Source organism: Actinomyces sp. zg328 (assembly GCF_009829635.1).
Classification (GTDB): domain Bacteria; phylum Actinomycetota; class Actinomycetes; order Actinomycetales; family Actinomycetaceae; genus Actinomyces; species Actinomyces marmotae.
On the sequence record NZ_VWPE01000009.1, the window covers coordinates 13,535 to 37,053 of the forward strand.

A 23,519-nucleotide genomic window follows, 5' to 3' on the forward strand; every position below is an offset into this window, starting at 1 on the left:
ACATGCCCAGCCCCACGATGATCCCGCCTGAGCGATACGTTGACGAGGCCCTGGCCGCCTTGCGCCCGCTCGGCGCCATCCCCACGCGGCTGGAGGACGCGCACGGGCTGGTCCTGGCCGAGGATGTCACCGCCGCGCTTCCAGTGCCGCCGTGGACGAACTCGGCGATGGACGGATACGCCCTGCGAGCCGAGGACGCCGCCGGGGCCGCCGAGCAGGCGCCCGTTGTCCTACCAGTGTCGGGCGATGCCCCGGCGGGCAGCGCTCCGGCGCCCCTGGCACCGGGGACCGCGATGCGCATCATGACCGGCGCGATGCTGCCCGAGGGCGCCGACGCCGTCGTGAGGGTGGAGGACACCGACCAGTCCCCGGGCCCGCGCCCGCTGCCCGCCAGGGTCGCGATCCACGCCGCCCCCGCCATCGGCCTCAACGTGAGGAGGGCCGGGGAGGGCTGCGCCGTCGGGGACCCGGTTATGAGGGCGGGGACTCTCCTGGGCGCCACCGCGATCTCCGCGCTCGCCTCGGTTGGCCAGGGCGAGGTGCTCGCCCGCCCGCGCCCGCGCGTGGCGGTCGTGTCCACCGGCGCCGAGCTCGTCGATCCGGGGCGGTCCCTCACCCCGGGAGAGATCCCGGACTCGAACTCCCTGCTGCTGGCCGGCCTCGTCCGCGAGTGCGGCGCCGCCTTCGCGGGCGCGCGCCGCAGCGCCGACACCGCCGAGGACCTGGCCCGCGCACTCGTCGAGGCGGCCCAGGACGCGGATCTCGTGGTGACCTCGGGCGGCGTATCCGCCGGGGCCTTCGACCCGCTGACCATGCTCGCCGCGCGCCCCGCCGGCCCCGGGGCGCGGGTGCGGATCGGCTTCGCCAAGGTCGCGATGCAGCCGGGCAAGCCGCAGGGCCGCGGCGCCATCGTCGCCGACGACGGGCGCGAGGTGCCGCTGCTGTGCCTGCCGGGCAACCCGGTCAGCGTGCTGGTGTCCTTCACACTCGTCGTCGCCCCCGCGCTCGCCCTCCTCGCCGGGCACCCGCGGGCCACCACGGCCGCCCCCGCTTCGCGCGCGAGGGCCGCCGCCGCGTGGACGGGCCCGAGGGGGCGGCGCCAGTACATCCCCGTGCGAGTCGTCGGCGCGCCGGACCCGCTGCCCGAGCCGCTGCCAGCGCCCCCGGATGGGGCGGGCCCGGCCCTGCCCTGGGTGGAGCCCACCCACCGGCTCGGCTCGGGCTCGCACCTCGTGTCCTCGCTCGGCGCCGCCCAGGCGCTCGCCGTCGTCGATGAGGGCTCCACCGGGGCGCGGCCCGGCGACGTCGTCAACCTCATCCCCCTGCCCTCCCCCGCCCGCCCCCACTGATAAGGAGCCCGATATGGCCGATCCCGCCCCCATCCGACTGCCCCACCTGGATTCCTCGGGCGCCGCCCGCATGGTCGACGTCACCGGGAAGGCCCCCACCACGCGCTCGGCCAGCGCCGCGGCCACCGTGCGCTGCTCGCCGGCGATCGTGGAGGCGCTGCGCGCGGGGACCGTCCCCAAGGGCGATGTGCTGGCCGTGGCGCGCATCGCCGGTATCGCCGCCGCCAAGCGCGTCCCCGAGCTGCTGCCGCTGGCGCATGTCATCGGCGTGCACGGGGCGAGCGTGGACCTGAGGATCGTCGACGACGGCGTGGAGATCCGCGCCACCGTGCGCACCGCGGACCGCACCGGGGTGGAGATGGAGGCGCTCACCGCCGTGACCGTGGCCGGCCTGGCGGTGGTGGACATGGTCAAGGGCGTCGACCGCGACGTCATGCTCACCGACGCCCGCGTCACCGCGAAGTCCGGTGGTCGCAGTGGGGACTGGGCGCGACCGGAATGACCGGCGCGCTTGACGCCGTCGTCCTCGCGGGAGGGACCGCCCGCCGCCTGGGCGGGGTCTCGAAGCCGGATGTGCTCCTGGCCGGTCGGCGCCTGCTCGACCACGTCCTGGAGGGGATCGGCGCCCTGCGCGCCAGCGGTGGGATCCCCCCGGGGCGGACCGTCGTCGTCGCCCCCGGGGAGGTGGCGCTGCCCGCGGGGGTGCTGCGGGCCCTGGAGGACCCGCCGCTGGGAGGGCCGGTGGCGGGGATCGCCGCCGGACTCGAGGCCCTGGCCGCAGGCGGCGGGCCGGTTGGGGCCGCGCCGGTGACGGCCGTGCTGACCTGTGACGCGCCCGGGGCCCCGGCCGCCCTGCCCGCGCTCCTGGGGGCGCTTCTGGCCAAGCGGGCCGGCGCGGGGGTAGACGGCGCCTGCGCCCGGGACGGGGATCACACGCAGTACCTGCTCGGCGTCTACAGGACCCCCGCGCTGCGAGGGGCGGTGGCGCCGGGGGGCCGAGCGCTGCGGGATATCGCCGTGCGCCGGGCGCTGGGGGCGCTGCGCGTGCGGGAGGTGACCGGCACGGCCGGCGCCGCCCGGGACCTCGACACCTGGGAGCAGGTGCGCGCCTGGCGGGGATGAGGCCGGAGCGCCCGGCCTCACCGGTCTGCGCGGGTCCCGGCTCAGCGGATCCGGCCTCAGTGATCCCCGCCGCCGAGCTGCTCCAGCACATGCGGGATGAGCGGCCCCACCACGGTGATCGAGTCCTTGACCCCGCCCTTGGAGCCGGGGGCGTTGACGACGAGGGCGCCGTCGGCGTCGCGCGAGGTGACCCCCACGTAGCCCCGGGACAGGCCCGCGAGCGGCGTCTTGGTCAGGCCGTGGGAGCGGATCTGGGCCTCGATGCCCTCCAGGCGCGCGACCAGGAGCGGCGCGGTGCCCTCGGGAGTCAGGTCCCTGGGGGTGACGCCGGTGCCGCCGGTGGTCAGGATGACGCGGGCGCCGTCGGCGATGGCCTCCTCGATGGCGGCGCGGACCTCCTGGGCGCCGTCGGGGATGAGGCGGACCGCCTCGACGACGACGCCGTGCTCGGCCAGGAGGCGCTGGGCAAGGGGGCCGGACTCGTCGGGGCGGGAGCCGCTCGCGCAGCGGTCGGAGACGGTGATGACCGCTCCGCGCACGGTGCCGGTCATGGGGGCGAGGCGCTTCTGAGCGATGGGCTCGTCGGCCGGCGCCGGGTCGGGGCGCGCTGTGGCGCTGGCGGCGCTGGCGGCGCTGGTGGCGGGAACTGGGGGCGTCGGAGTGCTCATGGCCCCACGGTAACGGCGCCAGGACCGGTCTCGACGGTGTTTTCGACCGGTCTCGCTCCTGTTTTCGACCGGTCTCGGGAGGGGGAGACGGGGATTACGTGACTCGCCCGTAACCTTAAGGGGCGAGGCGTCGCTTCGGGGAGCTCCCTTCTTCGCCCGGCTCGCCAGTACCTTTCCTATTACACCGGGACTCTCCGGCGTATTTCGGGCATCATGGACGGACGCCCCACGCGGGGCCGCTCGCCATGCGCGCTCGCCGTGAACAACCGCGGCGCGCGCCCGGCGACGACGACGCCGCCCACCTCCCAGGAGACATCTTGCCCACGCTCGACACCACCGGCCGGACCCTCACCGGATGGAACCCCGAGGAGCCCGAGAACTGGTCCTCGTCCATCGCCTGGCGCACCCTGGCCATCACCACCTTCTCCCTCATGCTCGGCTTCACGGTCTGGTTCCTGCCGAGCGCCATCGCCCCGCGCCTCAACGAGATCGGCTTCGCGCTGAGCAAGAACCAGCTCTACTGGCTGACCTCGATGCCCGGCCTGTCCTGCGGCCTCCTGCGACTGATCTACATGTTCCTGCCGGCCACCATCGGCACGCGCAAGATGATCGGCATCTCGTCCCTGCTCTACCTGCTGCCGATGCTCGGCTGGTTCTCCGCCGTCCAGAACCCCTCCACCTCCTACGGGGTCCTCCTCGGCCTGGCCTTCACCTGCGGCGTCGGCGCCGCCACGTTCTCCGGCTACATGCCCTCCACCGGCTTCTTCTTCCCCAAGCGCCTGTCCGGCACCGCCCTGGGCCTCCAGGGCGGCCTGGGCAACATCGGCGCGGGCATCATCCAGCTCGCCGCGCCCTTCCTCATGTCCACCTCCCTGTTCGGCCTGACCTGGGTGGAGCGCCACTCCGCGGGCGCCCCCATGGTGGTCAACGCGACCGTCTTCTTCCTGCCCTGGTCCGTCCTGGCCGCCCTCCTCGCCTTCATCTACCTCAAGGACGTGCCGGTCAAGGCGAACGTCAAGGAGCAGTTGGACATCTTCGGCAACATCGACACCTGGCTCATGACGGTCCTGTACATCATGACCTTCGGCATCTTCTCCGGATTCGCCGCCCAGACGGCCCTCATCATCAACAACAACTACGGCGCCGCCTCCGCCCTGGCCGACGCCGGCCTCACCGGCCTGCCCAAGGGCGCCAGCTACGCCTTCCTGGGCACCTTCATCGGCTCGCTGCTGCGCTTCGCCTGGGGCCCACTGTGCGACCGCTTCGGCGGCGCCATCTGGACCTTCGTCTCCGCGATCGGCATGGCGGCGACCCTCGGGTTCTGCGGCTGGCAGCTGACCATGGTCGACTCCGTCGGGGACTTCAAGGTCTTCATGGCCGGCCTGCTGGCCATGTTCTTCTTCGCGGGCGTCGGCAACGCCGCCACCTTCAAGCAGATGCCCATGATCATGCCCAAGCGCCAGGCCGGCGGCGCCATCGGCTTCACCGCCGCCGTCGCCTCGCTGGGCCCCTTCCTCGTCGGCGTGGCGCTGGCCGCCATGCCGGCCTCGACCTTCTTCTTCGCCTGCGCCGCCTACTGCGCTCTGTGCGCCGTCATCTGCTGGATCCGCTACGCGCGCCCGAACGCCAAGCGCCCGGGCTGATCACGACCGGCCCCGCCACCCGGAGCCATCCGCGGTGACGGGGCCGCATCGGGCGGCCGAGCCGACCAAGCCGGCCAAGCCAACCGTGCCGCCGCCCCACCTCCGCCCACCACTCCACCCACTCTCACTGAAGGACTCCAGATGACCAGTCCAGCAGACCCGAGGCACCTCGCCCAGCCGAGCGCCCCGATGATCTCCGAGGATGCGGCAGCGGTGGCAGAGCCCGGCGCGTCCCTGTACGGCCTCGGCTCCTACCTGCGCCGGGGCAAGGCCTCCAACGACGCGCGCAGGCTCTTCCTCGAGGGCGGGCGGGAGGCCGACGCCTTCTACCGGCACCGGTGGAGCCACGACAAGATGGTCCACTCCACCCACGGCGTGAACTGCACCGGCTCATGCGCCTGGGAGGTCTACGTGACCGACGGCGTCATCACCTGGGAGAAGCAGATCACCAACTACCCGGCCACCCCGGCGGACATGCCGGACTACGAGCCCCGCGGCTGCCCGCGCGGCGCGGCCTTCTCCTGGTACACCTACTCCCCCACGCGCATCCGCTATCCCTACGTGCGCTCCGTCCTGCTCGACGCCTTCCGCGACGCCAAGGAGCGCAACGGGGGCGACGCCGTCGCCGCCTGGGCCGAGATCACCGACACCCCCGAGACCGCCCGGGCCTACAAGTCGGCCCGCGGCAAGGGCGGGATGGTCAGGGTCGGCTGGGACGACGCCATGGAGATCATCGCCGCCGCCTACGTCCACACGATCCGGACCTGGGGACCGGACCGCTGCGCCGGCTTCTCCGTCATCCCCGCCATGTCCATGATCTCCTACGGGGCGGGCGCCCGCTTCCACGAGCTCATCGGCGGCGCCATGCTGTCCTTCTACGACTGGTACGCGGACCTGCCGCCCGCCTCCCCCCAGGTCTTCGGGGACCAGACGGACGTGCCCGAGGCCGGCGACTGGTACAACTCCGAGTTCCTCATCATGTGGGGCTCCAACATCCCCCTGACCCGCACGCCCGACGCGCACTTCATGACCGAGGCCCGCTACCACGGCACGAAGGTCGTGGCGGTCTCCCCCGACTACACCGACAACACGAAGTTCGCCGACCAGTGGCTGCGCGTGGCCCCCGGCACCGACGGCGCCGCCGCCATGGCCATGGGACACGTCATCCTCAAGGAGTTCCACGTCGGGGCGCGCACCCCCTACTTCCTGGACTACATGAGGAAGTGCACCGACGCCCCCTTCCTCGTCGAGCTCGTGCGAGCCCCCGACGGCACCGGCATGATTCCCGGGCGCTTCCTCACCGCGGACCGGGTGCCGGGGGTGGCCGAGGGCATGCCGAAGAACGAGTTCCGCCCCCTGGTGTGGGACCGCGCCAGCGGCCCGGCCGACCCGCGCGGCACCCTGGCCGACCGCTTCACCGATGAGGGGCTCGGCCACTGGAACCTGCGCATGGACGGCGTCGACCCGGTCATGAGCATCGAGGAGCTGGAGGGCGCCGGCGCGCGGGTCGAGCCCACCGAGCTGCTCCTGCCCCGCTTCGACCTGCCCGCCTCGGCCACGCCCACCGGCACCGTGGGCGGCGGCATCATCCACCGGGGCGTGCCCGCCACCCGGCTGGCCGACGGCACGCTGGTGACCACCGTCTACGACATCCTCCTGGCCAACTACGCCGTCGAGCGCCCCGGACTGCCGGGGGCGTGGCCCGTCGACTACCAGGACGCCACCGTGCCCGGCACGCCCGCCTGGGCCACCGAGCACTGCGGCGTCTCCGGGCCCGCCCTCATCCGGGCGGCGCGCGACTTCGCCGCCAACGCCGCCCAGACCCGCGGCCGCTCCCAGATCATCATGGGCGCGGGCATCAACCACTACTACCACGCCGACGAGATCTACCGGGCGATCCTCGCGCTGACCTCCATGTGCGGGACCCAGGGCGTCAACGGCGGCGGATGGGCCCACTACGTGGGCCAGGAGAAGGTCCGCCCCATCGGAGGATGGCAGCAGTGGGCCTTCGCCCTGGACTGGGCGCGCCCCCCGCGCCACATGATCTCCACCGGCTTCTGGTACCTGACCACCAGCCAGTGGCGCTACGACGCCACCCGGGTCGAGCGCGTCGCCTCGCCACTGGGCGCGGGCACCCTGACCGGCAAGACCACCACCGACGTCATGGTCGAGGCCATGAAGCGCGGCTGGATGCCCTCCTACCCCACCTTCAACCGCTCCCCGCTGCTGCTGGGCCAGCAGGCCAAGGAGGCGGGTATGAGCGAGGCCGACTACGTGGTCTCCCAGCTCACCAGCGGGGAGCTGCGCTTCGCCTGCGAGGACCCCGACGCCCCGGAGAACTTCCCGAGGATCCTGGCCAACTGGCGCACCAACCTGCTCGGCTCATCCGCCAAGGGCACCGAGTTCTTCCTGCGGCACATGATCGGCGCCGACAACGACGTCAACGCCCAGGAGACCCCCGAGGCGCTGCGCCCGGCCTCGGTCACCTGGCGCGAGGCACCCAAGGGCAAGCTCGATCTCATGTGGACCGCGGACTTCCGCAACACCTCCACGACCCTGCACTCCGACATCGTCCTGCCCGCGGCCACGTGGTACGAGAAGTACGACCTGTCCACCACGGACATGCACCCCTTCATCCACTCCTTCAACATGGCGATCGACCCGCCGTGGGAGGCCCGCAGCGACTTCGACATCTACCAGCAGCTCGCGCGCATGGTCTCCCAGTGGGCGCCGACCCACCTGGGCACCCAGACCGACGTCATCGCCGCGCCCATCAACCACGACACCCCCGAGGCCCTCACCATGGCCCACGGGGACATCTCGGGGCTGCCCGAAGGCTGGGTGCCGGGGGTGACCATGCCCAAGCTCGTGCCCGTGGAGCGCGACTACACCCAGATCCTCAACAAGTTCAACGCCCTGGGCCCGCTGGCGGACAAGGTCGGCATCCCCGCCAAGGGCATCATGCTCATCCCGGACAAGGAGATGGGCGCCCTGGCCGCCGCCCACGGCACTGGCGAGGGCGCGGCGCAGGGCCGCCCCCTCGTGGACACCCCCATCCGCGCCGGCGACGGCGTCATGCACATGTCGGGGGCCACCAACGGGCGCCTGGCCACTCAGGGCTGGGCGACCCTGTCCAAGCGCACCGGCACCGACCTCATCGAGCTGAGCCAGGAGGAGGCCGGCAAGCAGGTCACCTTCCGCCAGACCCAGGACGCGCCCGTCGGCGTCATCACGACCCCGGAGTGGTCCGGATCTGAGCACGGGGGGCGCCGCTACACCGCCTTCTGCGTCAACGTCGAGCACGACAAGCCCTGGCACACGGTCACCGGCCGCATGCACTACTACCTCGATCACGACTGGATGATCGACATGGGCGAGTCCCTCCCCCAGTACCGGCCCCCACTGGACTTCACCGCCCTGTACGGGGAGAAGCCCGTGGGTCACGTGGGCCCCTCGGAGGAGGGCGCCGTCGAGGTGGCGGTGCGCTACATCACCGCGCACAACAAGTGGTCGATCCACTCCCAGTACTACGACAACCTCCACATGCTCACGCTGGGCCGAGGCGGCCAGCAGGTGTGGATGAGCCCCGCCGACGCCGAGAAGATCGGGGTGCGGGACAACGAGTGGGTGGAGGCCTACAACCGCAACGGCATCGTGGCGGCCCGGGCCAACGTCTCACACCGCGTGCCCGAGGGCATGGTCCTCATGCACCACGCCCAGGACCGCACTATGAACACCCCGCTGACTGAGCGCTCGGGGCGGCGCGGGGGGACGCATAACTCGCTCACCCGCATCATCCTCAAGCCCAGCCACTTCACCGGCGGCTACGGCCAGTTCACCTACGCGTTCAACTACATCGGCCCCACGGGCAACAACCGCGACGAGGTCACCCTGATCCGCCGTCGGACCAACCAGGAGGTGACGTTCTGATGAAGGTCATGGCACAGATCGCCATGGTGATGAACCTGGACAAGTGCATCGGCTGCCACACCTGTTCCGTGACCTGCAAGCAGGCCTGGACGAACCGCGAGGGCACCGAGTACATGTGGTTCAACAACGTGGAGACACGTCCGGGCGTCGGCTACCCGCGCGCCTGGGAGGACCAGGAGCGCTGGAAGGGCGGGTGGGTGCGCACCCCCGGTGGGCGGCTCAAGCCCCGCTCCGGCGGGCGCCTGCGCAAGCTCGCCACGATCTTCGCCAACCCGGACATGCCGGTGGTCGAGGACTACTACGAGCCGTGGACCTACGAGTACGACAAGCTTCTGTCGGCCCCCAAGGACTCCCCCGCGCTGCCGGTGGCCCGCGCCAAGTCCCAACTGACCGGCGAGTACATGCCCACGATCTCCTGGGGGCCCAACTGGGATGACAACCTGGGCGGTTCAATGGAGACCATGGCCGAGGACCCGGTGCTCGCGCGGATGAACGAGCGCGTCTCCACCGAGATCGACCGCACGTTCATGTTCTACCTCCCGCGCATCTGCGAGCACTGCCTCAACCCCACCTGCGTGTCGGCCTGCCCGAGCGGGGCCATGTACAAGCGCGCCGAGGACGGCATCGTGCTGGTGGACCAGGACGCCTGCCGTGGTTGGCGCATGTGCGTCTCGTCCTGCCCCTACAAGAAGGTCTACTTCAACCACGCCTCCGGCAAGGCCGAGAAGTGCACCCTGTGCTACCCGCGCCTGGAGATCGGCATGCCGACCGTGTGCTCCGAGACCTGCGTGGGGCGCCTGCGCTACCTGGGAGTCCTCCTCTACGACGCCGACCGCGTCTCCCAGGCGGCCGCCGTCGAGGACCCCCGCGATCTCTACATGGCTCAGCGCGACATCCTCCTGGACCCCCATGACCCGCAGGTCATCAAGGGCGCCCGCGCCGAGGGCGTCCCGGAGACCTGGATCACCGCGGCTCAGCAGTCGCCGGTGTGGGACCTCATCTCCACCTACCAGGTGGCCCTGCCGATCCACCCCGAGTACCGCACCCTGCCGATGGTCTGGTACATCCCGCCGCTCTCGCCGATCGTCGACGAGGCCGTGGCCGCGGGCCTGGACGGGGAGAACCACAGGGTGCTGCTGACCGCCGTCTCCGAGATGCGCATCCCGCTGGAGTACCTGGCGGGCCTGTTCACGGCGGGCGACACCGACGTCGTCGAGAGGGTCCTGCGGCGCCTGGCCGCCATGCGCTCCTACATGCGCGACATCCGCGTGGGAGAGGAGCCCAATGAGGAGATCGCCGCCGCCGTCGGCATGACCGGAGACGCCCTGAGGAGCATGTACGAGCTGCTGGGCGTCGCCAACTACGACGACCGCTACGTCATCCCCACCGCCAAGCCGGAGATCCCCCGCGGCATGGCGGCCATGGGCGAGGACGTGCGCATGCTGCTGGGCGACGGCGCGCCGTCGGCCTGCCACTCCGACGCCTCGGGCTTCCACGGCCAGGCGGGCAACGGCCCCGTCTCCCTGCCCCTGCCGACCATCCGCCGTTCCCCCGTGCCCGCGGCGGGGCCGGACTCCCAGGGCGCGGCGAACCACCCCGGCATGCCCATGATCGGCATGCCCTTGGAGGACGACGACACCCGCCCGGTCCCGGTGGTCGAGCGCCTCGGGGAGGCGCCTCGATGAGCGCGCCCGGCGCCCTGTTTGTGCGCCCCCCTCGGGCGCTAGAGCCCCTGGAGGCGGTCGAGATGACCGCCTCCCAGCGGGCCGCGGCGCATATGTGCGCCTCGCTCCTCCTGGACTACCCCTTGGAGGGGGAGTTGGGCAGGCGCCTGGACGCCGTCGAGGAGGCGCTGGAGGGCGTGCCCGGTGTCGTGCGGGAGCGCCTGGCCGGCTTCGTGTCGGAGGCCCGCCGGCTCGGTGAGCGCGCCCTGGCGGAGCACTACGTGGACGTCTTCGACCGGCGCCGGCGCTGCTGCCTGTACCTCACCTACTACGCGGTGGGTGACACGCGTCAGCGCGGGGCCGCCCTCGTGGCCTTCAAGCAGGCCCTGGCCGCCTCCGGTTACGAGATGGTCAGCGACGAGCTCCCCGACTACCTCCCGGTGGTCCTGGAGCTCTCCGCGCGCAGCGCCGAGCACGGCGACGAGATCGCCGACGCCCTGCTCGCCTCGCATCGCGAGGGCATCGAGGTGCTGCGCAGCGCCCTGACGGACATCGGCTCCCCCTACGCCAGCCTCGTCGAGGCGGTCTGCATGACCCTGGCGCCGCTGGACGGGGCCACCGCGGAGCGGATCCGCCGACTCGTCGCGGCAGGGCCCCCCACGGAGACCGTGGGCGTCACCGAGGTCCTGCCCTTCCCCTCAGTGCCCGTCTCGATGCCCGTCGCGGGCCCCTTCCAGAAGTTCCAGAGCGAGGCCGTCCTCGGCGTCGCCCCAGTCCAGGAGTGAGCATGAGCACCTTCGAGCACTACGTCCTGTGGGTCGGCCTGCCCTACGCCGCCTTCTTCCTCCTGGCCGTCGGCCTGTGGTGGCGGTGGCGCACCGACCAGTACGGCTGGACCTCCCGCTCCTCGCAGTGGAATGAGAACCGGATCCTGCGCTGGTCCTCCCCCTTGTTCCACTTCGGGGTGCTCTTCGTGGCACTCGGGCACTTCATGGGGCTCGTGATCCCCAAGTCCCTCACCACTGCCGCGGGCATCCCCGAGCACGTCTACCACCTCATGGCGGTCATCCCCGGGACCCTCGCCGGGGTGATGACGATCGTCGGGCTGGCGGGCCTGCTCTACCGGCGCATCGTGGTCAAGTCCGTGCGCCTGGCGACCACGCGCAACGACGTGGTCATGTACGTCATGCTGCTCATCCCGATCCTCCTGGGGGCGTGTGCCACCATCACCACCCAGCTCTTCGGCGGCGAGCACGGCTACGACTACCGCGAGACGATCAGTCCCTGGTTCCGCTCGATCTTCCTGCTGAGCCCCGAGCCGGCCCTCATGGTGGACGTGCCGATGGTCTTCAAGTTACACATCGTGGCCGGCCTGCTGCTCTTCGCGATCTGGCCCTTCACCCGGCTGGTCCACGTCGTCTCGGCGCCCGTGGGCTACATGACCCGGCCCTACGTGGTGTACCGCTCCCGCGCTCCGCGCGCCTCGGTCATCGCCCCCAGGCGCGGCTGGGACCCGGTGAGCACGCAGGGCACCGGCAACCAGGGCCCCGACGACGTCACCGCCTCCCAAGGGGCATAGGAGGGCCACCGCGCCAATGCGCCACCGCGATCACCTCCCAAGCCGCGCGGCCCTCATCGCGCTCCTCCTCGCGCCCGCCTGCGCGCTGGCGGCGTGCTCCGGGGCCTCGTCCCCGTCAGCCCCGGCCCCCGGCCAGGTCTCCGGGGCCCTGACCGTCTTCGCCGCGGCTTCCCTCAAGGAGTCCTTCGAGGAGATCCGGACCGAGTTCACCAAGAAGAACCCCGGCCTGACGATCACCTACGACTTCCAGGGCTCCCAGGACCTCGTCGCCAATCTCGCCAACGGCGCGCAGGCCGACGTCCTGGCCACCGCCGACGAGAGGTCGATGGCCTCAGCCGCCGAGCAGTCCCTCGTGACTGGCGCGTCCGAGTTCGCCACCAACCGGCTCACCCTCATCGTCCCGCCGGGCAACCCCGGGGGCATCACCGGCCTAGACTCCTCACTGGATGGCAAGGACCTCGTCGTCTGCGCCGCGGCCGTGCCCTGCGGCAACGCCACGGCCAGGCTTGAGAAGGCCCTGGGTGTGGCCCTGTCCCCCTCCTCCGAGGAGCAGAAGGTGACCGACGTGCGCGCCAAGGTGGAGTCGGGCGAGGCCGATGCCGGCATCGTCTACAGGACCGACGCCGCGGCCTCCGGGGACGCGTCGGACGAGGTCACGATCCCCGACGGCGGGGTCGTCAACCACTACCCTCTGGCAGTGGCCTCCTCAACCACCAACCCGGCTGCCGCCCAGGCATTCGTCGATTTCGTGCGCGGAGGCGAGGGCCAGGCGATCCTCGCGGCGCGCGGCTTCGGCGCCCCCGGCCAATGACAGGCGCCCGGGCGGCCCTGCTCCCGCGCCGCTCCCGGGCCGCCCGGGCCCCGCTGCCCCTGACGGTGCTGCTCCTCGGGCTGGCCGGGGCGGCGTTCATCATCCTGCCCCTGGCGGGCATGGGGACCAGGGTCGCCTGGGACCGTCTGCCCGAGCTGCTGTCCTCCCCCTCCGCCACGGCGGCCCTGAGCCTGTCCCTGCGCACCTGCCTGGCCTCGACGGCCATCTGCGTGGCGCTCGGGGCGCCGCTGGCGCTGCTGCTGTCCCGGCAGTGGCGCGGGGTGCGCCTGGCGCGGGTCCTCGCCGTCCTGCCGATGACGATGCCGCCGGTCGTGGCGGGGATCGCGCTGCTGGCCACCCTGGGGAGGAAGGGGGTGCTGGGAGGGGTCCTGGATGCCTGGGGGCTGCGCATCGCCTTCTCGACGACGGCGGTGGTCATCGCGCAAGTCTTCGTCGCCATGCCCTTCCTGGTGGTCACACTCGAGGCGGCGCTGCGCTCACGCGATGAGCGGGCGGAGATGATCGCCCGCGCGCTCGGCGCCGGGCCGTGGAGGGTGCTCCTCCGCATCACCCTACCGATGGTCGGGCCGGCGCTGGCGCGGGGGACGGCGCTGGCGCTGGGGCGCGGCCTCGGCGAGTTCGGGGCCACCATCGCCTTCGCGGGCTCGAAGGAGGGGGTGACGCGCACGATGCCCCTGGCCATCTACCTCCAGCGGGAGGAGGACACAGCCACCGCGCTGGCGCTCGCCGTCGTCCTGATCACCGCGTCCTTCCTCATCGTGGGGGCGACGACGCTGCCGTGGGGGGCCCTGCTCCAGGGGCGGCCCCGCCCCGCGCCTTCGGGCGCTGAGCGCGCCTCAGCGCTCCCGCCAGGCCCGGTGCCCGCCCCGCCGGGCCCGGCGCCCGCGCTCGCTCAGCGGAACGCGCGCGGCCTGCCGCTGGCGCTTTCCTTCACCTCTACCGAGCGCGACGTGTCGGTATCCCTGGAGATCGGGGCCGGGCGCCGACTGGCCCTCATCGGCCCCAACGGCTCGGGGAAGTCCACGGCCTGCCTCGTGGCGGCGGGGCTCCTCGACGCCACCGGCGGCGAGGTCCGGCTCGGGGAGCGCGTGCTCGACGGCCCCGAGGGCTTCGTGCCCGCGGGCCGGCGCGGTATCGCCCTGCTCTCCCAGGAGCCGGGGGTGTTCGCGCATATGTCCGTGCTGGACAACGTCGCCTTCGGGCCGCGCTGCCAGGGCCTGGGGCGCCGGGCCTCGCGGCGGCGGGCCCGCTCCGAGCTGGCGGCCGTCGGCGCGGAGCATCTCGCCGGTCGATCCGGGGGTGCGCTCTCCGGCGGGCAGGCCGCGCGGGTGGCTCTGGCCAGGGCGCTGGCGACCTCCCCTCGCGCACTCATCCTCGATGAACCCATGGCGGCCCTCGATGTGGGGGCCCGCCAGGAGATGCGTTCCCTCGTGACCCGGCGGGCGAGCGAGGAGGGCCTGACGGTCCTGCTCGTCACCCATGACGTGCTCGACATCGCCTCCTTGGCTGACGACGTCGTCGTCCTGGAGGCGGGACGAGTGGTCGAGCGCGGAGAGGCGGCGCAAGTGCTATCGGCTCCGGGCAGTGACTTCACCGCACGTTTGACCGGCACGTCCATCCTCATGGGCACCGCCGCGGGTGGCCGGGAGGACCCCCGCGTCAACCTAGGAGCCGGGCTGGTCATCCACGGGCGCCCGGGCCAGGAGGTCAGGGAGGGCGAGCCCGCGGCCGCGCTTATCCCGCCGGAGGCCGTGGCCCTCTATGAGGAGCCCCCCTCGGGCTCGCCGCGCAACGCCCTGCCGGCCGTGGTGCGCACGGTGGAGCGCTCGGGAGCCCTGGTGTCGGTGGGCCTGGAGAGCGGAGGATGCCGCCTGGCCGCCTCGGTGACGGCGGGCGCGGTCGCCCAGCTCGGCATCGCCCCCGACCGCGAGCTCATCGCCGTCATCAAGGCCGTCGAGGTCCGCATCGTCCCGCGCGGCTGATCCGCCCGCAGCAGCCGCCGTGGCGCGGTTTGAGGATTCCTTTTTCTGACGCCATGCCACATTAAATAATGGCGCTGGTCAGAACGGGTAGGCGAGAGCGCGCGGCCCACTCCAGGTGATCAATTGCCCGAGCAATCCTCAAATCTCGCCATTTTTCCCCTCCCCCACCGGCCCTCACGCCCGGCGGCGGGCCATGCCTGGCACTGAGAGGGCCTGGCTTCGAGCACGGCGACCTCCGTAGGCTCTGACGCATCGACGGATTCTTGTCAGAGAGGCCCCGCCATGAGCACCGCACCGACAGCCCCCGCCCTGCCCGCCACAATGCGCGCAGTCGTCATGAAAGCGCCCGGCGACGTCGCCGTGGAGACCATCGAGACGCCGCGCGTGGCGGGGCCCGGCGACGTCGTCATCAAGCTCGCCGCCGCCTGCGTGTGCGGCTCCGACCTGTGGCCCTACCGGGGCGCCCAGCCCGTCGACCACCAGTACATGGGGCACGAGTACGTCGGCACCATCGTGGAGAAGGGCGAGGGCGTGCGCTCCCTGGAGCTCGGGGACTTCGTCATCGGCTCCTTCATGCTCTCCGACGGCACCTGCGAGATCTGCCAGGCCGGTTACCCCTCGCGCTGCGCCAACGCCGGCCACTACACCGGCAGCCAGGCTGAGTACATGCGCGTCGAGCTCGCCGATGGCTCGCTCGTCAAGGTGCCCGGCGGCGAGCCGGATGACCCCGAGCGCCTCGCCGACTACCTCGCCGCCTCGGACGTCCTGGGCACCGGCTGGTACGCCGCCGTGGCCGCGAACGCCGGTCCGGGCAAGACGATCGCCGTCGTCGGTGACGGCGCCGTGGGGCTCTCGGCGGTCCTGGCCGCCAAGGCGCTGGGGGCCGAGCGGGTCATCATCTTCTCCCGCCACGAGGACCGCGCGGCACTGGCCCGCGAGTTCGGGGCCGACGTCGTCATCGCCGAGCGCGGCGAGGAGGGCGCAGCGAAGGTCAAGGAGCTCACCGGCGGCTACGGGGCGCACGGGGTGTGCGAGGCCGTGGGCTCCCAGGAGTCCATGGACCAGGCGCTGGCCTCATGCCGTCCCGGCGGCTACGTCGGCTTCGTGGGCGTCTCGCACGACCAGACGATCGACGGCCTCGACCTGTTCCTCCGCGAGGTCCACCTCGAGGGCGGGCCCGCCCCCGTGCGCCGCTTCCTACCCGACCTCATCAAGCGCATCGACGCCGGGGAGATCCACCCCGGCCGCGTCTTCACCAAGCGCCTGCCGTTGGACGAGGCCGCCGAGGCCTACAAGGCCATGGATGAGCGCCGCGAGATCAAGGTCCTCCTGGAGGTCTGATCCCGTGGCCCCGTTCCCGGCGGCGCCCCGGGGCGCGCGGTGCCGCCGGGCCACCGCGCCACCACCCACTGAACTTCCGGAAGGAGCGCCATCAGAACGCGGAGGATCGCCGAAGGAGTCGAGATCCCCGTGCTGGGCCTAGGCGTCTACCAGATCCCGCCATCCCAGACCGAGGGCGTCGCGCGCGATGCCGTCCCCGGCCTACTCCAGGCGCCCGAGGATGGGGCGGTTCGCGGAGGTCAGGACGCTGCGGTACTCGGCGCGGCGCGCCATGAGGTCCGTCTCCATGATGCCCAGGCAGCCCATGACGATGAAGGGCACGAGGTAGGTCATGGAGCAGGTGGCGGCCAAGGCCTGGAAGGGGCGCAGGAGCTCGGTGAGCGAGTAGCCCACCATGCGCCGTCGGCCGTACTCAGCGGCGCCCGCGGTGGCGGCGATCATGAGCTCCTTGCCGAGCAGGGCGACGCCGTCGGGCCCGTAGGCCCACCCGAAGGTGAGGACGTCGTCGAGCCACTGCTGGACCAGCGGCGGGGCGGAGTACCAGTGCAGCGGGAACTGGATGACGATGCGGTCGGCGCCGTCCATGGCGGCCTGCTCCGCGGCGACGTTGATGACGCCAGTGGGATAGAGGTCGTACATCCGGCGCACGGTCACACCCGCGACGCCCTCCGCCTCGGCGGCCAGGGCCCGATTCACCACCGAGGAGGTCAGGTCAGGGTGGAAGACGAGAACCAGGGTGTTCACGACTGCTCCTTCAGTTGTCCATCAGACCGGGCTGGGCCAGGGGCCGGGTCGCCCTGGTTCGAGCCTATCCGTAGCCCACCTCGGATGAGACCCCAGCGTTATATAAGGTGAGCAGGCCCACCCCGGCTCGTCGGCCCTGCTCACCGCCTCCTGCGTCATCCGACGGCGCCGCGCGTCCAGTCACGCCCGCCGGCGGCGCCGCGCGTCCAGTCACGCCCGCCGGCGGCGCCGCGCGTCCAGTCAGGCCCGCCGGCGGTGAGGCTGCATCGGCATGGGGCGCGGGCGCAGCCGCGCTGGGGCGGCTCAGGGGCGCCACGGCTGGGGCGGCCTTCCCACCTGAGCGGCTCACGGGGGCTACCGTGGTGCTATGAGCGCCCCCACCTCGCCCGAGCGCCGCTGGCGCGACGACCTGCACCTGGCCCACACCATCGCGGATCAGGCGGACGCCCTCACGCTGCCCCGCTTCGAGGCCCAGGACTTCAACGTCGAGACCAAGCCCGACCTGACCCCTGTCACCGAGGTCGACCGCGCCGCCGAGAAGCTGGTGCGCGACTACCTCGCGCGCGCCCGCGGCCGCGACTCGGTGCTCGGCGAGGAGCTGCCGCCCACCGGCCACGCCCCCCGGCAGTGGGTCATCGACCCGATCGACGGCACGAAGAACTTCGTGCGGGGAGTGCCCGTGTGGGCCACGCTCATCGGGCTCGTCGAGGACGGGGAGGTCGTCGTCGGGCTGGTGAGCGCTCCGGCGCTGGGCAAGCGCTGGTGGGCGGTGGCCGGCGGCGGCGCCTGGACCGGGCGGTCTCTGTCCTCCGCCAAGCGCCTGGGGGTCTCAAGCGTCGGCTCGCTCGGGGACGCCTCGCTGTCCTACTCCTCCCTGTCCGGGTGGGCCGAACGCCGCCGTCTGCGCGGGATGCTCTCGCTCATGCAGTCGTGCTGGCGCACGCGCGCCTACGGCGATTTCTGGTCCTACATGCTCCTGGCCGAGGGGGCCGTGGATCTGGCCGCCGAGCCGGAACTCGAGCTCTACGACATGGCCGCCCTCGTGCCCATCGTCACCGAGGCCGGCGGCGCCTTCACCTCGCTCGACGGCGAGGCCGGGCCCTGGGGAGGCAGCGCCGTCGCCTCCAACGGGCGCCTTCACAAGGCGATCATGAAGCACCTCGGCTCCGAGACCGACTGACCCCCACCGAGCGGTGCCGTTCCCACCGAGCGGTGCGGCTCCCACCGACAGGTGCGTCCTACCCGCACCAGTGGGCGAAAACCGCACCAGTCAGTGCCGATGGCACCTCTCGCCGCCCCTCCAGCCTCCCCGACGCCCTCCTCACCACCTCACCGCCCCCACCGACAGGTGCCGTTCCCACCGAGCGGTGCCACTCCCACCGACAGGTGCGTCCTGCCCGCACCAGTGGGCGAAAACCGCACCAGTCAGTGCCGATGGCACCTCTCACCCCCCTCCACCCACCGCCCAGCCCCCACCGACAGGCGCCACCCCCACCGAGCGGCGCCACCCCCACCGAGCGGCGCCACCCCCACCGAGCGGCGCCACTCCCGCCGACAGGCGCCACCCCCACCGACAGGTGCGGCTCCCACCGAGCGGTGCTGCTCCCACCGACAGGTGCGTCCTGCCCGCACCAGTGGGCGAAAACCGCACCAGTCAGTGCCGACCGCACCTCTCGCCGCCCCTCCAGCCTCCCCGACGCCCTCCTCACCACCTCACCGCCCCCACCGACAGGCGCCACCCCCACCGACAGGCGCCGCCCCCACCGACAGGTGCAGCCCCCACCGAGCGGTGCGTCCTACCCGCACCAGTGGGCGAAAACCGCACCAGTCAGTGCCGACCGCACCTCTCGCCGCCCCTCCAGCCTCCCCGACGCCCTCCTCACCGCCCCCACCGACAGGTGCGGCTCCCACCGAGCGGTGCCGCTCCCACCGACAGGTGCGGCTCCCACCGAGCGGTGCCGCTCCCACCGACAGGTGCGTCCTGCCCGCACCAGTGGGCGAAAACCGCACCAGTCAGTGCCGATGGCACCTCTCACCACCCCTCCACCCACCTCACAGCCCTCCCCGCCGCCCCGCCCCACCTCACCACCCCTCCACCCTCCTCCAGCGGGGGAGCTCAGCGGCAGATGAGGGACGTTCCACATCCGGGGTGCGGGCCGTGAGATTCCTCCGGGGGCTCGGCGCGGTAGCCTTCCGGGAGCATCGCGGAGGCCCCGGCCCCGTCGTCGTTCCTTGATCGGAGTCCCATGAACTGGCTGCACGCCGTCCTCCTCGGCATCGTCGAGGGCATCACCGAGTTCCTGCCGGTGTCCTCGACCGGGCACCTCAACATCGTCGAGAAGCTGCTGGGCTACGACATCGACTCGGTGGGCATGACGGCCTTCACCGCGGTCATCCAGGTTGGCGCGATCCTGGCCGCCGTCGTCTACTTCTGGCGCGACATCGTGCGGATCGTGACCGCCTGGTGTAAGGGACTGGTGAATGAGGAGGCCCGCCGCGACCCCGACTGCACGCTGGGCTGGGGCGTTATCCTGGGCTCCATCCCGGTGGCGGTCATCGGGCTGCTCTTCAAGGACTTCATCGAGGTCACGGCGCGATCCCTGTGGATCATCGCGGCCGCTCTCATCGCCTGGTCGGCCGTCATGTGGCTGGCGGACCGCCGCACAGACCTGGACAAGGGGATGCGGGACGTGTCCATCAAGGACGCCCTCATCATCGGCCTCTTCCAGGCCCTGGCTCCGGTCTTCCCAGGCATCTCCCGCTCTGGCGCGACCATCTCCGCGGGCCTCTTCCGGCGCTTCGACCGGGTGACGGCCACGCGACTGTCCTTCTTCCTGGGCATCCCCGCGCTGCTCGCGGCCGGAACCCTAGAGGCGGTGACGGCCTTCGATCACATCTCGGACCCGAGCATCGGCTGGAGCGCGACGATCATCGCCACGGTCGTCTCCGGCATCGTGGCCTACGCGACCATCGCCTGGCTGCTCAAGTTCGTCTCCTCCAACAAGTTCACGGGCTTCCTCATCTACCGCGTGGCGCTCGGCGGCGCCATCGCCGCGCTCGCGGCCACCGGCGCCGTCGGAGCCTGATCGCTCCGACGACGGCGCCCGGGGATGGCCCGGCCCCTTGGCGACTCTCATTCGTGTCGCACCCCCATGAGACAGTGTGACCATGCGGATCCTGCACACCTCGGACTGGCATTTGGGCCGGACCTTCCACGGCCGCGTCCTCGATGACGCTCATGCCGCCTTCGCCGATCATCTCGTCGGGCTCGTCGCCGAGGAGCGGATCGACGCCGTCGTCGTGGCCGGGGATGTGTATGACCGGGCCATCCCGCCGAATGACTCGGTGGCCCTCCTCGATGACACCCTGCGGCGCCTGACGGAGCGGGCCCGGGTCATCCTGACCCCTGGGAACCACGACTCGGCGCGGCGCCTCGGCTTCGCCTCGGACCTCATGGGCGAGCGCCTCCTCATCCGCGCCCGCGTGGGCGGGCTGGACCGGGGCATCGTCCTGCCGGACGCCGATGGCCGGGACGCGCTCATCATCCACGCCCTTCCCTACCTCGACCCCGACGCCGCCCGAGAGTCCCTCCCACCGCTTCTCGCCGAACGCCTCGGGGAGCGGATCGGGAGCGACGTGGCCGGTCGGCCCGGTGGGGAGGCGGCCGACGGCGCCCCCAAGGGCGACGCGAGCACCGGGGGCGACGCGGCCGACCGCGCCTCCGGCCCGCGCCTGCCCCGCTCCCACGAGGCCGTCGTCGCGGCCGCGCTGCGGCTCGTCGCGCCGGACCTGGCGCGCCTGCGCAGTGGGCGGAGCGCCCGCCTGCCCAGCCTGCTCATGGCCCATGCCTTCGTCGTCGGCGGTCAGGCCAGCGATTCCGAGCGGGATATCCGCGTGGGCGGGGTGGATTCCATCCCCGCCGGAGTGTTCGCCGGCCTCGGAGGGTCGGAGGCGGCGGGGGCCTCGGGCGGCCTCGACTACGTGGCGCTCGGCCACCTCCACCGGCCCCAAGAGCTCGCCCGCCCGCTCACCGCCGGCGGCGAGCCGGGTCCACGCCTGGCCTACTCGGGCTCGCCGCTGCCCTTCTCCTTCGATGAGACCGGCGCCAAGTCCTCGATCATCGTCGGTCTGGGACCGCGAGGCGTGGAGTCCCTGGAGCGCGTGGACACGCCGGCCATCCACCGCGTGGCCACCGTGCGCGGGACGATGGATGAGCTCCTCTCCCCCGCGCACGACGGCGCCGTGGGCGCATGGGTGCGCGCCATCCTCGTGGGCGAGCGGCCCCCGGGCGCTCTGGCCACCCTCAAGGAGCGCTTCCCCGACCTCCTCGCCTTCAGCCATGAGGCGCCCGCGCGCGCGCAGCGGGAGCGCATCGCCGTCACCTCCGCGATCGACCCGATGACCGTGGCCGAGGGCTTCCTTCAGGACGTCACCGGGCGCGCCGCGGCTCCGTCGGAGCTCGACGTCATGCGCGGCGCCTACGAGGCCGCCCTGGCCGATGGGAGGAGCGCGCGATGAGGATCCACTCCCTCACCATGACCGCGATCGGCCCCTACCCGGGCACCGAGAGGATCGACTTCGACGCCTTCGGCGACTCGGGGCGCTTCCTGCTGACCGGCCCCACCGGATCGGGCAAGACCACCATCATCGACGCCATCGTCTTCGCCCTGTACGGCTCCGTGGCCGATGCCGATGACTCCTCCAAGGACCGCATCCGCTCCACCCTGGCCGGCCCGGGGGTGGAGAGCGTCATCGAGCTCGTCTTCTCCACGAGCGCCGGCGTCTACCGGGTGCGGCGCTCCCCCGCCTATGAGCGGGCCAAGAAGCGGGGCTCGGGAACCACCACCCAGGGCGCCACCGTCAAGCTCTGGCGGCTATCCGGCGTCGGCGGCGAGGCCCTCGATGAGCCCGTCACCCGCGCCGAGGACGCCGGGGCGGAGATCACCCGCGCCGTGGGGCTGACCCGCGAGCAGTTCACCCAGACCGTGATCCTGCCGCAGGGGAAGTTCGCGCGCTTCCTGCGCTCCACCTCAGCCGACCGCCAGGAGCTCCTGCGCGATGTCTTCGGCACGGGCCTCTACCGGCGCATCGAGGAAAGGCTCGCCGAGGACTCCGCGGCCGAGCGCAGGAGGGTGGAGGCCGCGCGCGCCACCCTGGACTCCACCGGGAAGGGGCTCGCAGCGCTGCCCCAGTTGGGCGCGGCAGACCTGCCCGAGGGGGTCATCGACCACCTCACCGCCACCGGCCCCACGCCCGATGCGGCCGCCATGCGCGGTGCGGCCCGGGCCATCAGCGAGGCCTCCGCCGCCCTCACCGAGGAGGCGAGCCGGCGCCGCGCGGCCGCCGCCGGAGCGGAGCAGCGCGCCAGTGAGGCGGTGGAGGCCGCCCGCGGCACTCACGCCGCTCTTGAGCGGCGCGCCGAGCTCCTCACCGAGCGGACCGCCCTGGAGGCGCGCGCTCAGGAGGACTCAGCGCGCGCTGAGCGCCTGGCCGCGGCCGAGCGGGCCGCCCGGGCCCTGCCCGCCGTCGACGCCGCGGAGCGCGCCGCCAAAGCGGCGCGGGATGCGGTGAGCGCGCTGCGGGCGCGGCTGGAAGCACCGGCGGAGGACAGCGCCCCCGCGCATGTGGCGGAGTTGCGCGATCGGGTCACTGCCACGGCCGCGCCACTGCTCACCCGGGCTGAGGCCGCCTGGCGGCGCCTTGGTGAGGGGACCCCGAATGGCGCTGACGAGCGGGCCGCCGCCGCTGCAGCGCGTGGCATCGGCGCTCCCGCCTCCCTGGAGGGACTGGCAGCCGACCTGGCCCAGGAGGCGGGGGCGCTGTCGGCCCTGGTGAGCATCGAGGAGGGCCTGGCGGGCAAACTCGCGGAGGCGGAGGCCCTTGAGGCCGGGATGGGGCCGATCCGCGCGCGCCTCGCGGCGATCGAGGAGGAGCTGACCACCACTTGGCCCCGGGAGGAGCAGCGCCTGCGCGAGCGGATCGGGAGCGCGCAGGAGGCCGGCGCCCGGCTCGATGGCCTCGTCGCCGCGCAGGAGGCGGCCACCACCCGCCACAGGGCGGCCCAGGCGGTCCCAGCCCTCGCCGAGCGGGTCGAGGAGGTGAGGGCGGGGCTGTCAGCCGCCGCCGGGCGCGCCGACGAGGCCGCGCGCCGGGTGGCGGCGGTGCGCGACTCCTGGATCTCATCGACCGCGGGCGCCCTGGCGGGCGAGCTCCGCGACGGCGAGGCCTGTCCGGTCTGCGGCGCCGCCGAGCACCCCTCACCGGCCGTCGTCGACGGTGGCGAGCCCACCACTCGGGCCGATATCGAGGCCGCCGAGGCCGCCGCGCGCAGGGCCGAGGACGCCCTGGACCGCGCGCGCCGGGAGCACGACGCCGCTAAGGCCGCCCATTGCCAGGCCGTGAAGGAGGCCGAGGGCGCCGGCCCGGCGGAGGCCTCCACCGCCCTGGCGGACGCGCGGGCGGCGCTGGCCCGGGCGCGCGAGCGCGCCGCTTCCCTGGACGGCCTGCGCCAGGAGCTGGAGGAGCACGGGCGGCGAGCGCAGGGGCTGCGCGAGGAGCAGTCGGGGCTGCTGGCCCGCGAGGTTGAGGCCGCCGAGCGCGCTCGCTCCCTGCGCCAGGCGCATGCGGGCGGCCTCGCCGACTGCGAGGCCGCCCGCGGGCCCTGG

The 23,519-nt window shown here is 72.8% G+C and carries 17 protein-coding genes; 15 read left to right on the forward strand and 2 right to left on the reverse strand.

Going from position 1 to position 23,519, the window contains the following annotated elements:
• Positions 1-2 precede the first annotated feature (2 nt).
• The 3 genes from GVV75_RS05625 to mobA are packed head-to-tail and all read left to right on the forward strand — an operon-like array spanning position 3 to position 2,471.
• The gene (locus GVV75_RS05625) at positions 3-1,349 is read left to right on the forward strand and encodes a molybdopterin molybdotransferase MoeA (protein WP_159813850.1); all 1,347 of its coding nucleotides are present in this window, start codon (positions 3-5) and stop codon (positions 1,347-1,349) included.
• Positions 1,350-1,362: 13 nt separating this feature from the next.
• Complete coding sequence (gene moaC / locus GVV75_RS05630) at positions 1,363-1,851, forward strand: cyclic pyranopterin monophosphate synthase MoaC (protein ID WP_159813852.1); 489 nt, start codon at positions 1,363-1,365, stop codon at positions 1,849-1,851.
• Positions 1,848-2,471, forward strand: coding sequence for a molybdenum cofactor guanylyltransferase (gene mobA / locus GVV75_RS05635; protein ID WP_159716969.1), 624 nt, complete (start codon positions 1,848-1,850; stop codon positions 2,469-2,471). Before moaC ends, mobA begins: the two co-directional genes overlap by 4 nt.
• 56 nt (positions 2,472-2,527) lie before the next feature.
• On the opposite strand, the gene GVV75_RS05640 is transcribed toward mobA, so the two are convergent.
• Complete coding sequence (locus GVV75_RS05640) at positions 2,528-3,022, reverse strand: MogA/MoaB family molybdenum cofactor biosynthesis protein (RefSeq protein WP_201292209.1); 495 nt, start codon at positions 3,020-3,022, stop codon at positions 2,528-2,530.
• A 434-nt stretch (positions 3,023-3,456) separates the two neighbouring features.
• On the opposite strand from GVV75_RS05640, the gene GVV75_RS05645 reads away from it, so the two are divergent.
• The 8 genes from GVV75_RS05645 (at position 3,457) to GVV75_RS05680 (ending at position 16,110) form a co-directional block, all read left to right on the forward strand.
• The gene (locus GVV75_RS05645) at positions 3,457-4,782 is read left to right on the forward strand and encodes an MFS transporter (protein WP_159524206.1); all 1,326 of its coding nucleotides are present in this window, start codon (positions 3,457-3,459) and stop codon (positions 4,780-4,782) included.
• Positions 4,783-4,971: 189 nt separating this feature from the next.
• Positions 4,972-8,712 (forward strand): nitrate reductase subunit alpha, encoded by a 3,741-nt coding sequence (locus GVV75_RS05650; RefSeq protein WP_235905490.1) that lies wholly within the window; start codon positions 4,972-4,974, stop codon positions 8,710-8,712.
• Positions 8,712-10,397: a nitrate reductase subunit beta gene (gene narH, locus GVV75_RS05655; RefSeq protein ID WP_159524204.1), complete on the forward strand. Its 1,686-nt coding sequence runs from the start codon at positions 8,712-8,714 to the stop codon at positions 10,395-10,397. The genes GVV75_RS05650 and narH overlap by 1 nt, the downstream gene beginning before the upstream one ends.
• Positions 10,394-11,161, forward strand: coding sequence for a nitrate reductase molybdenum cofactor assembly chaperone (narJ, locus tag GVV75_RS05660; protein WP_159524203.1), 768 nt, complete (start codon positions 10,394-10,396; stop codon positions 11,159-11,161). Before narH ends, narJ begins: the two co-directional genes overlap by 4 nt.
• Positions 11,162-11,163: 2 nt before the next feature.
• Entirely contained in the window at positions 11,164-11,955 is a 792-nt protein-coding gene (narI, locus tag GVV75_RS05665; protein WP_159524202.1) for a respiratory nitrate reductase subunit gamma, read from the forward strand.
• A gap of 16 nt (positions 11,956-11,971) precedes the next feature.
• Entirely contained in the window at positions 11,972-12,766 is a 795-nt protein-coding gene (gene modA, locus GVV75_RS05670; protein WP_159524201.1) for a molybdate ABC transporter substrate-binding protein, read from the forward strand.
• Positions 12,763-14,769: an ATP-binding cassette domain-containing protein gene (locus GVV75_RS05675; protein ID WP_159716975.1), complete on the forward strand. Its 2,007-nt coding sequence runs from the start codon at positions 12,763-12,765 to the stop codon at positions 14,767-14,769. Before modA ends, GVV75_RS05675 begins: the two co-directional genes overlap by 4 nt.
• Positions 14,770-15,051: 282 nt before the next feature.
• Positions 15,052-16,110, forward strand: coding sequence for a zinc-binding dehydrogenase (locus GVV75_RS05680; protein ID WP_159524199.1), 1,059 nt, complete (start codon positions 15,052-15,054; stop codon positions 16,108-16,110).
• A gap of 201 nt (positions 16,111-16,311) precedes the next feature.
• On the opposite strand, the gene GVV75_RS05685 is transcribed toward GVV75_RS05680, so the two are convergent.
• Positions 16,312-16,854, reverse strand: a complete 543-nt coding sequence (locus GVV75_RS05685; protein ID WP_159524198.1) for an NAD(P)H-dependent oxidoreductase — start codon at positions 16,852-16,854, stop codon at positions 16,312-16,314.
• Positions 16,855-17,221: 367 nt separating this feature from the next.
• Between GVV75_RS05685 and hisN the strand changes: the two genes are divergently transcribed.
• The 4 genes from hisN to GVV75_RS05705 all read left to right on the forward strand — a co-directional run.
• Complete coding sequence (gene hisN / locus GVV75_RS05690) at positions 17,222-18,034, forward strand: histidinol-phosphatase (RefSeq protein WP_159524197.1); 813 nt, start codon at positions 17,222-17,224, stop codon at positions 18,032-18,034.
• A 1,066-nt stretch (positions 18,035-19,100) separates the two neighbouring features.
• Positions 19,101-19,940 (forward strand): undecaprenyl-diphosphate phosphatase, encoded by an 840-nt coding sequence (locus tag GVV75_RS05695; protein WP_159813854.1) that lies wholly within the window; start codon positions 19,101-19,103, stop codon positions 19,938-19,940.
• An 82-nt stretch (positions 19,941-20,022) separates the two neighbouring features.
• Positions 20,023-21,372, forward strand: a complete 1,350-nt coding sequence (locus tag GVV75_RS05700; protein WP_159813863.1) for a metallophosphoesterase family protein — start codon at positions 20,023-20,025, stop codon at positions 21,370-21,372.
• Positions 21,369-23,519, forward strand: a 2,151-nt coding sequence (locus GVV75_RS05705) for an AAA family ATPase (protein ID WP_159813856.1), incomplete at its 3' end; no start/stop codon positions are given. The genes GVV75_RS05700 and GVV75_RS05705, both read left to right, overlap by 4 nt.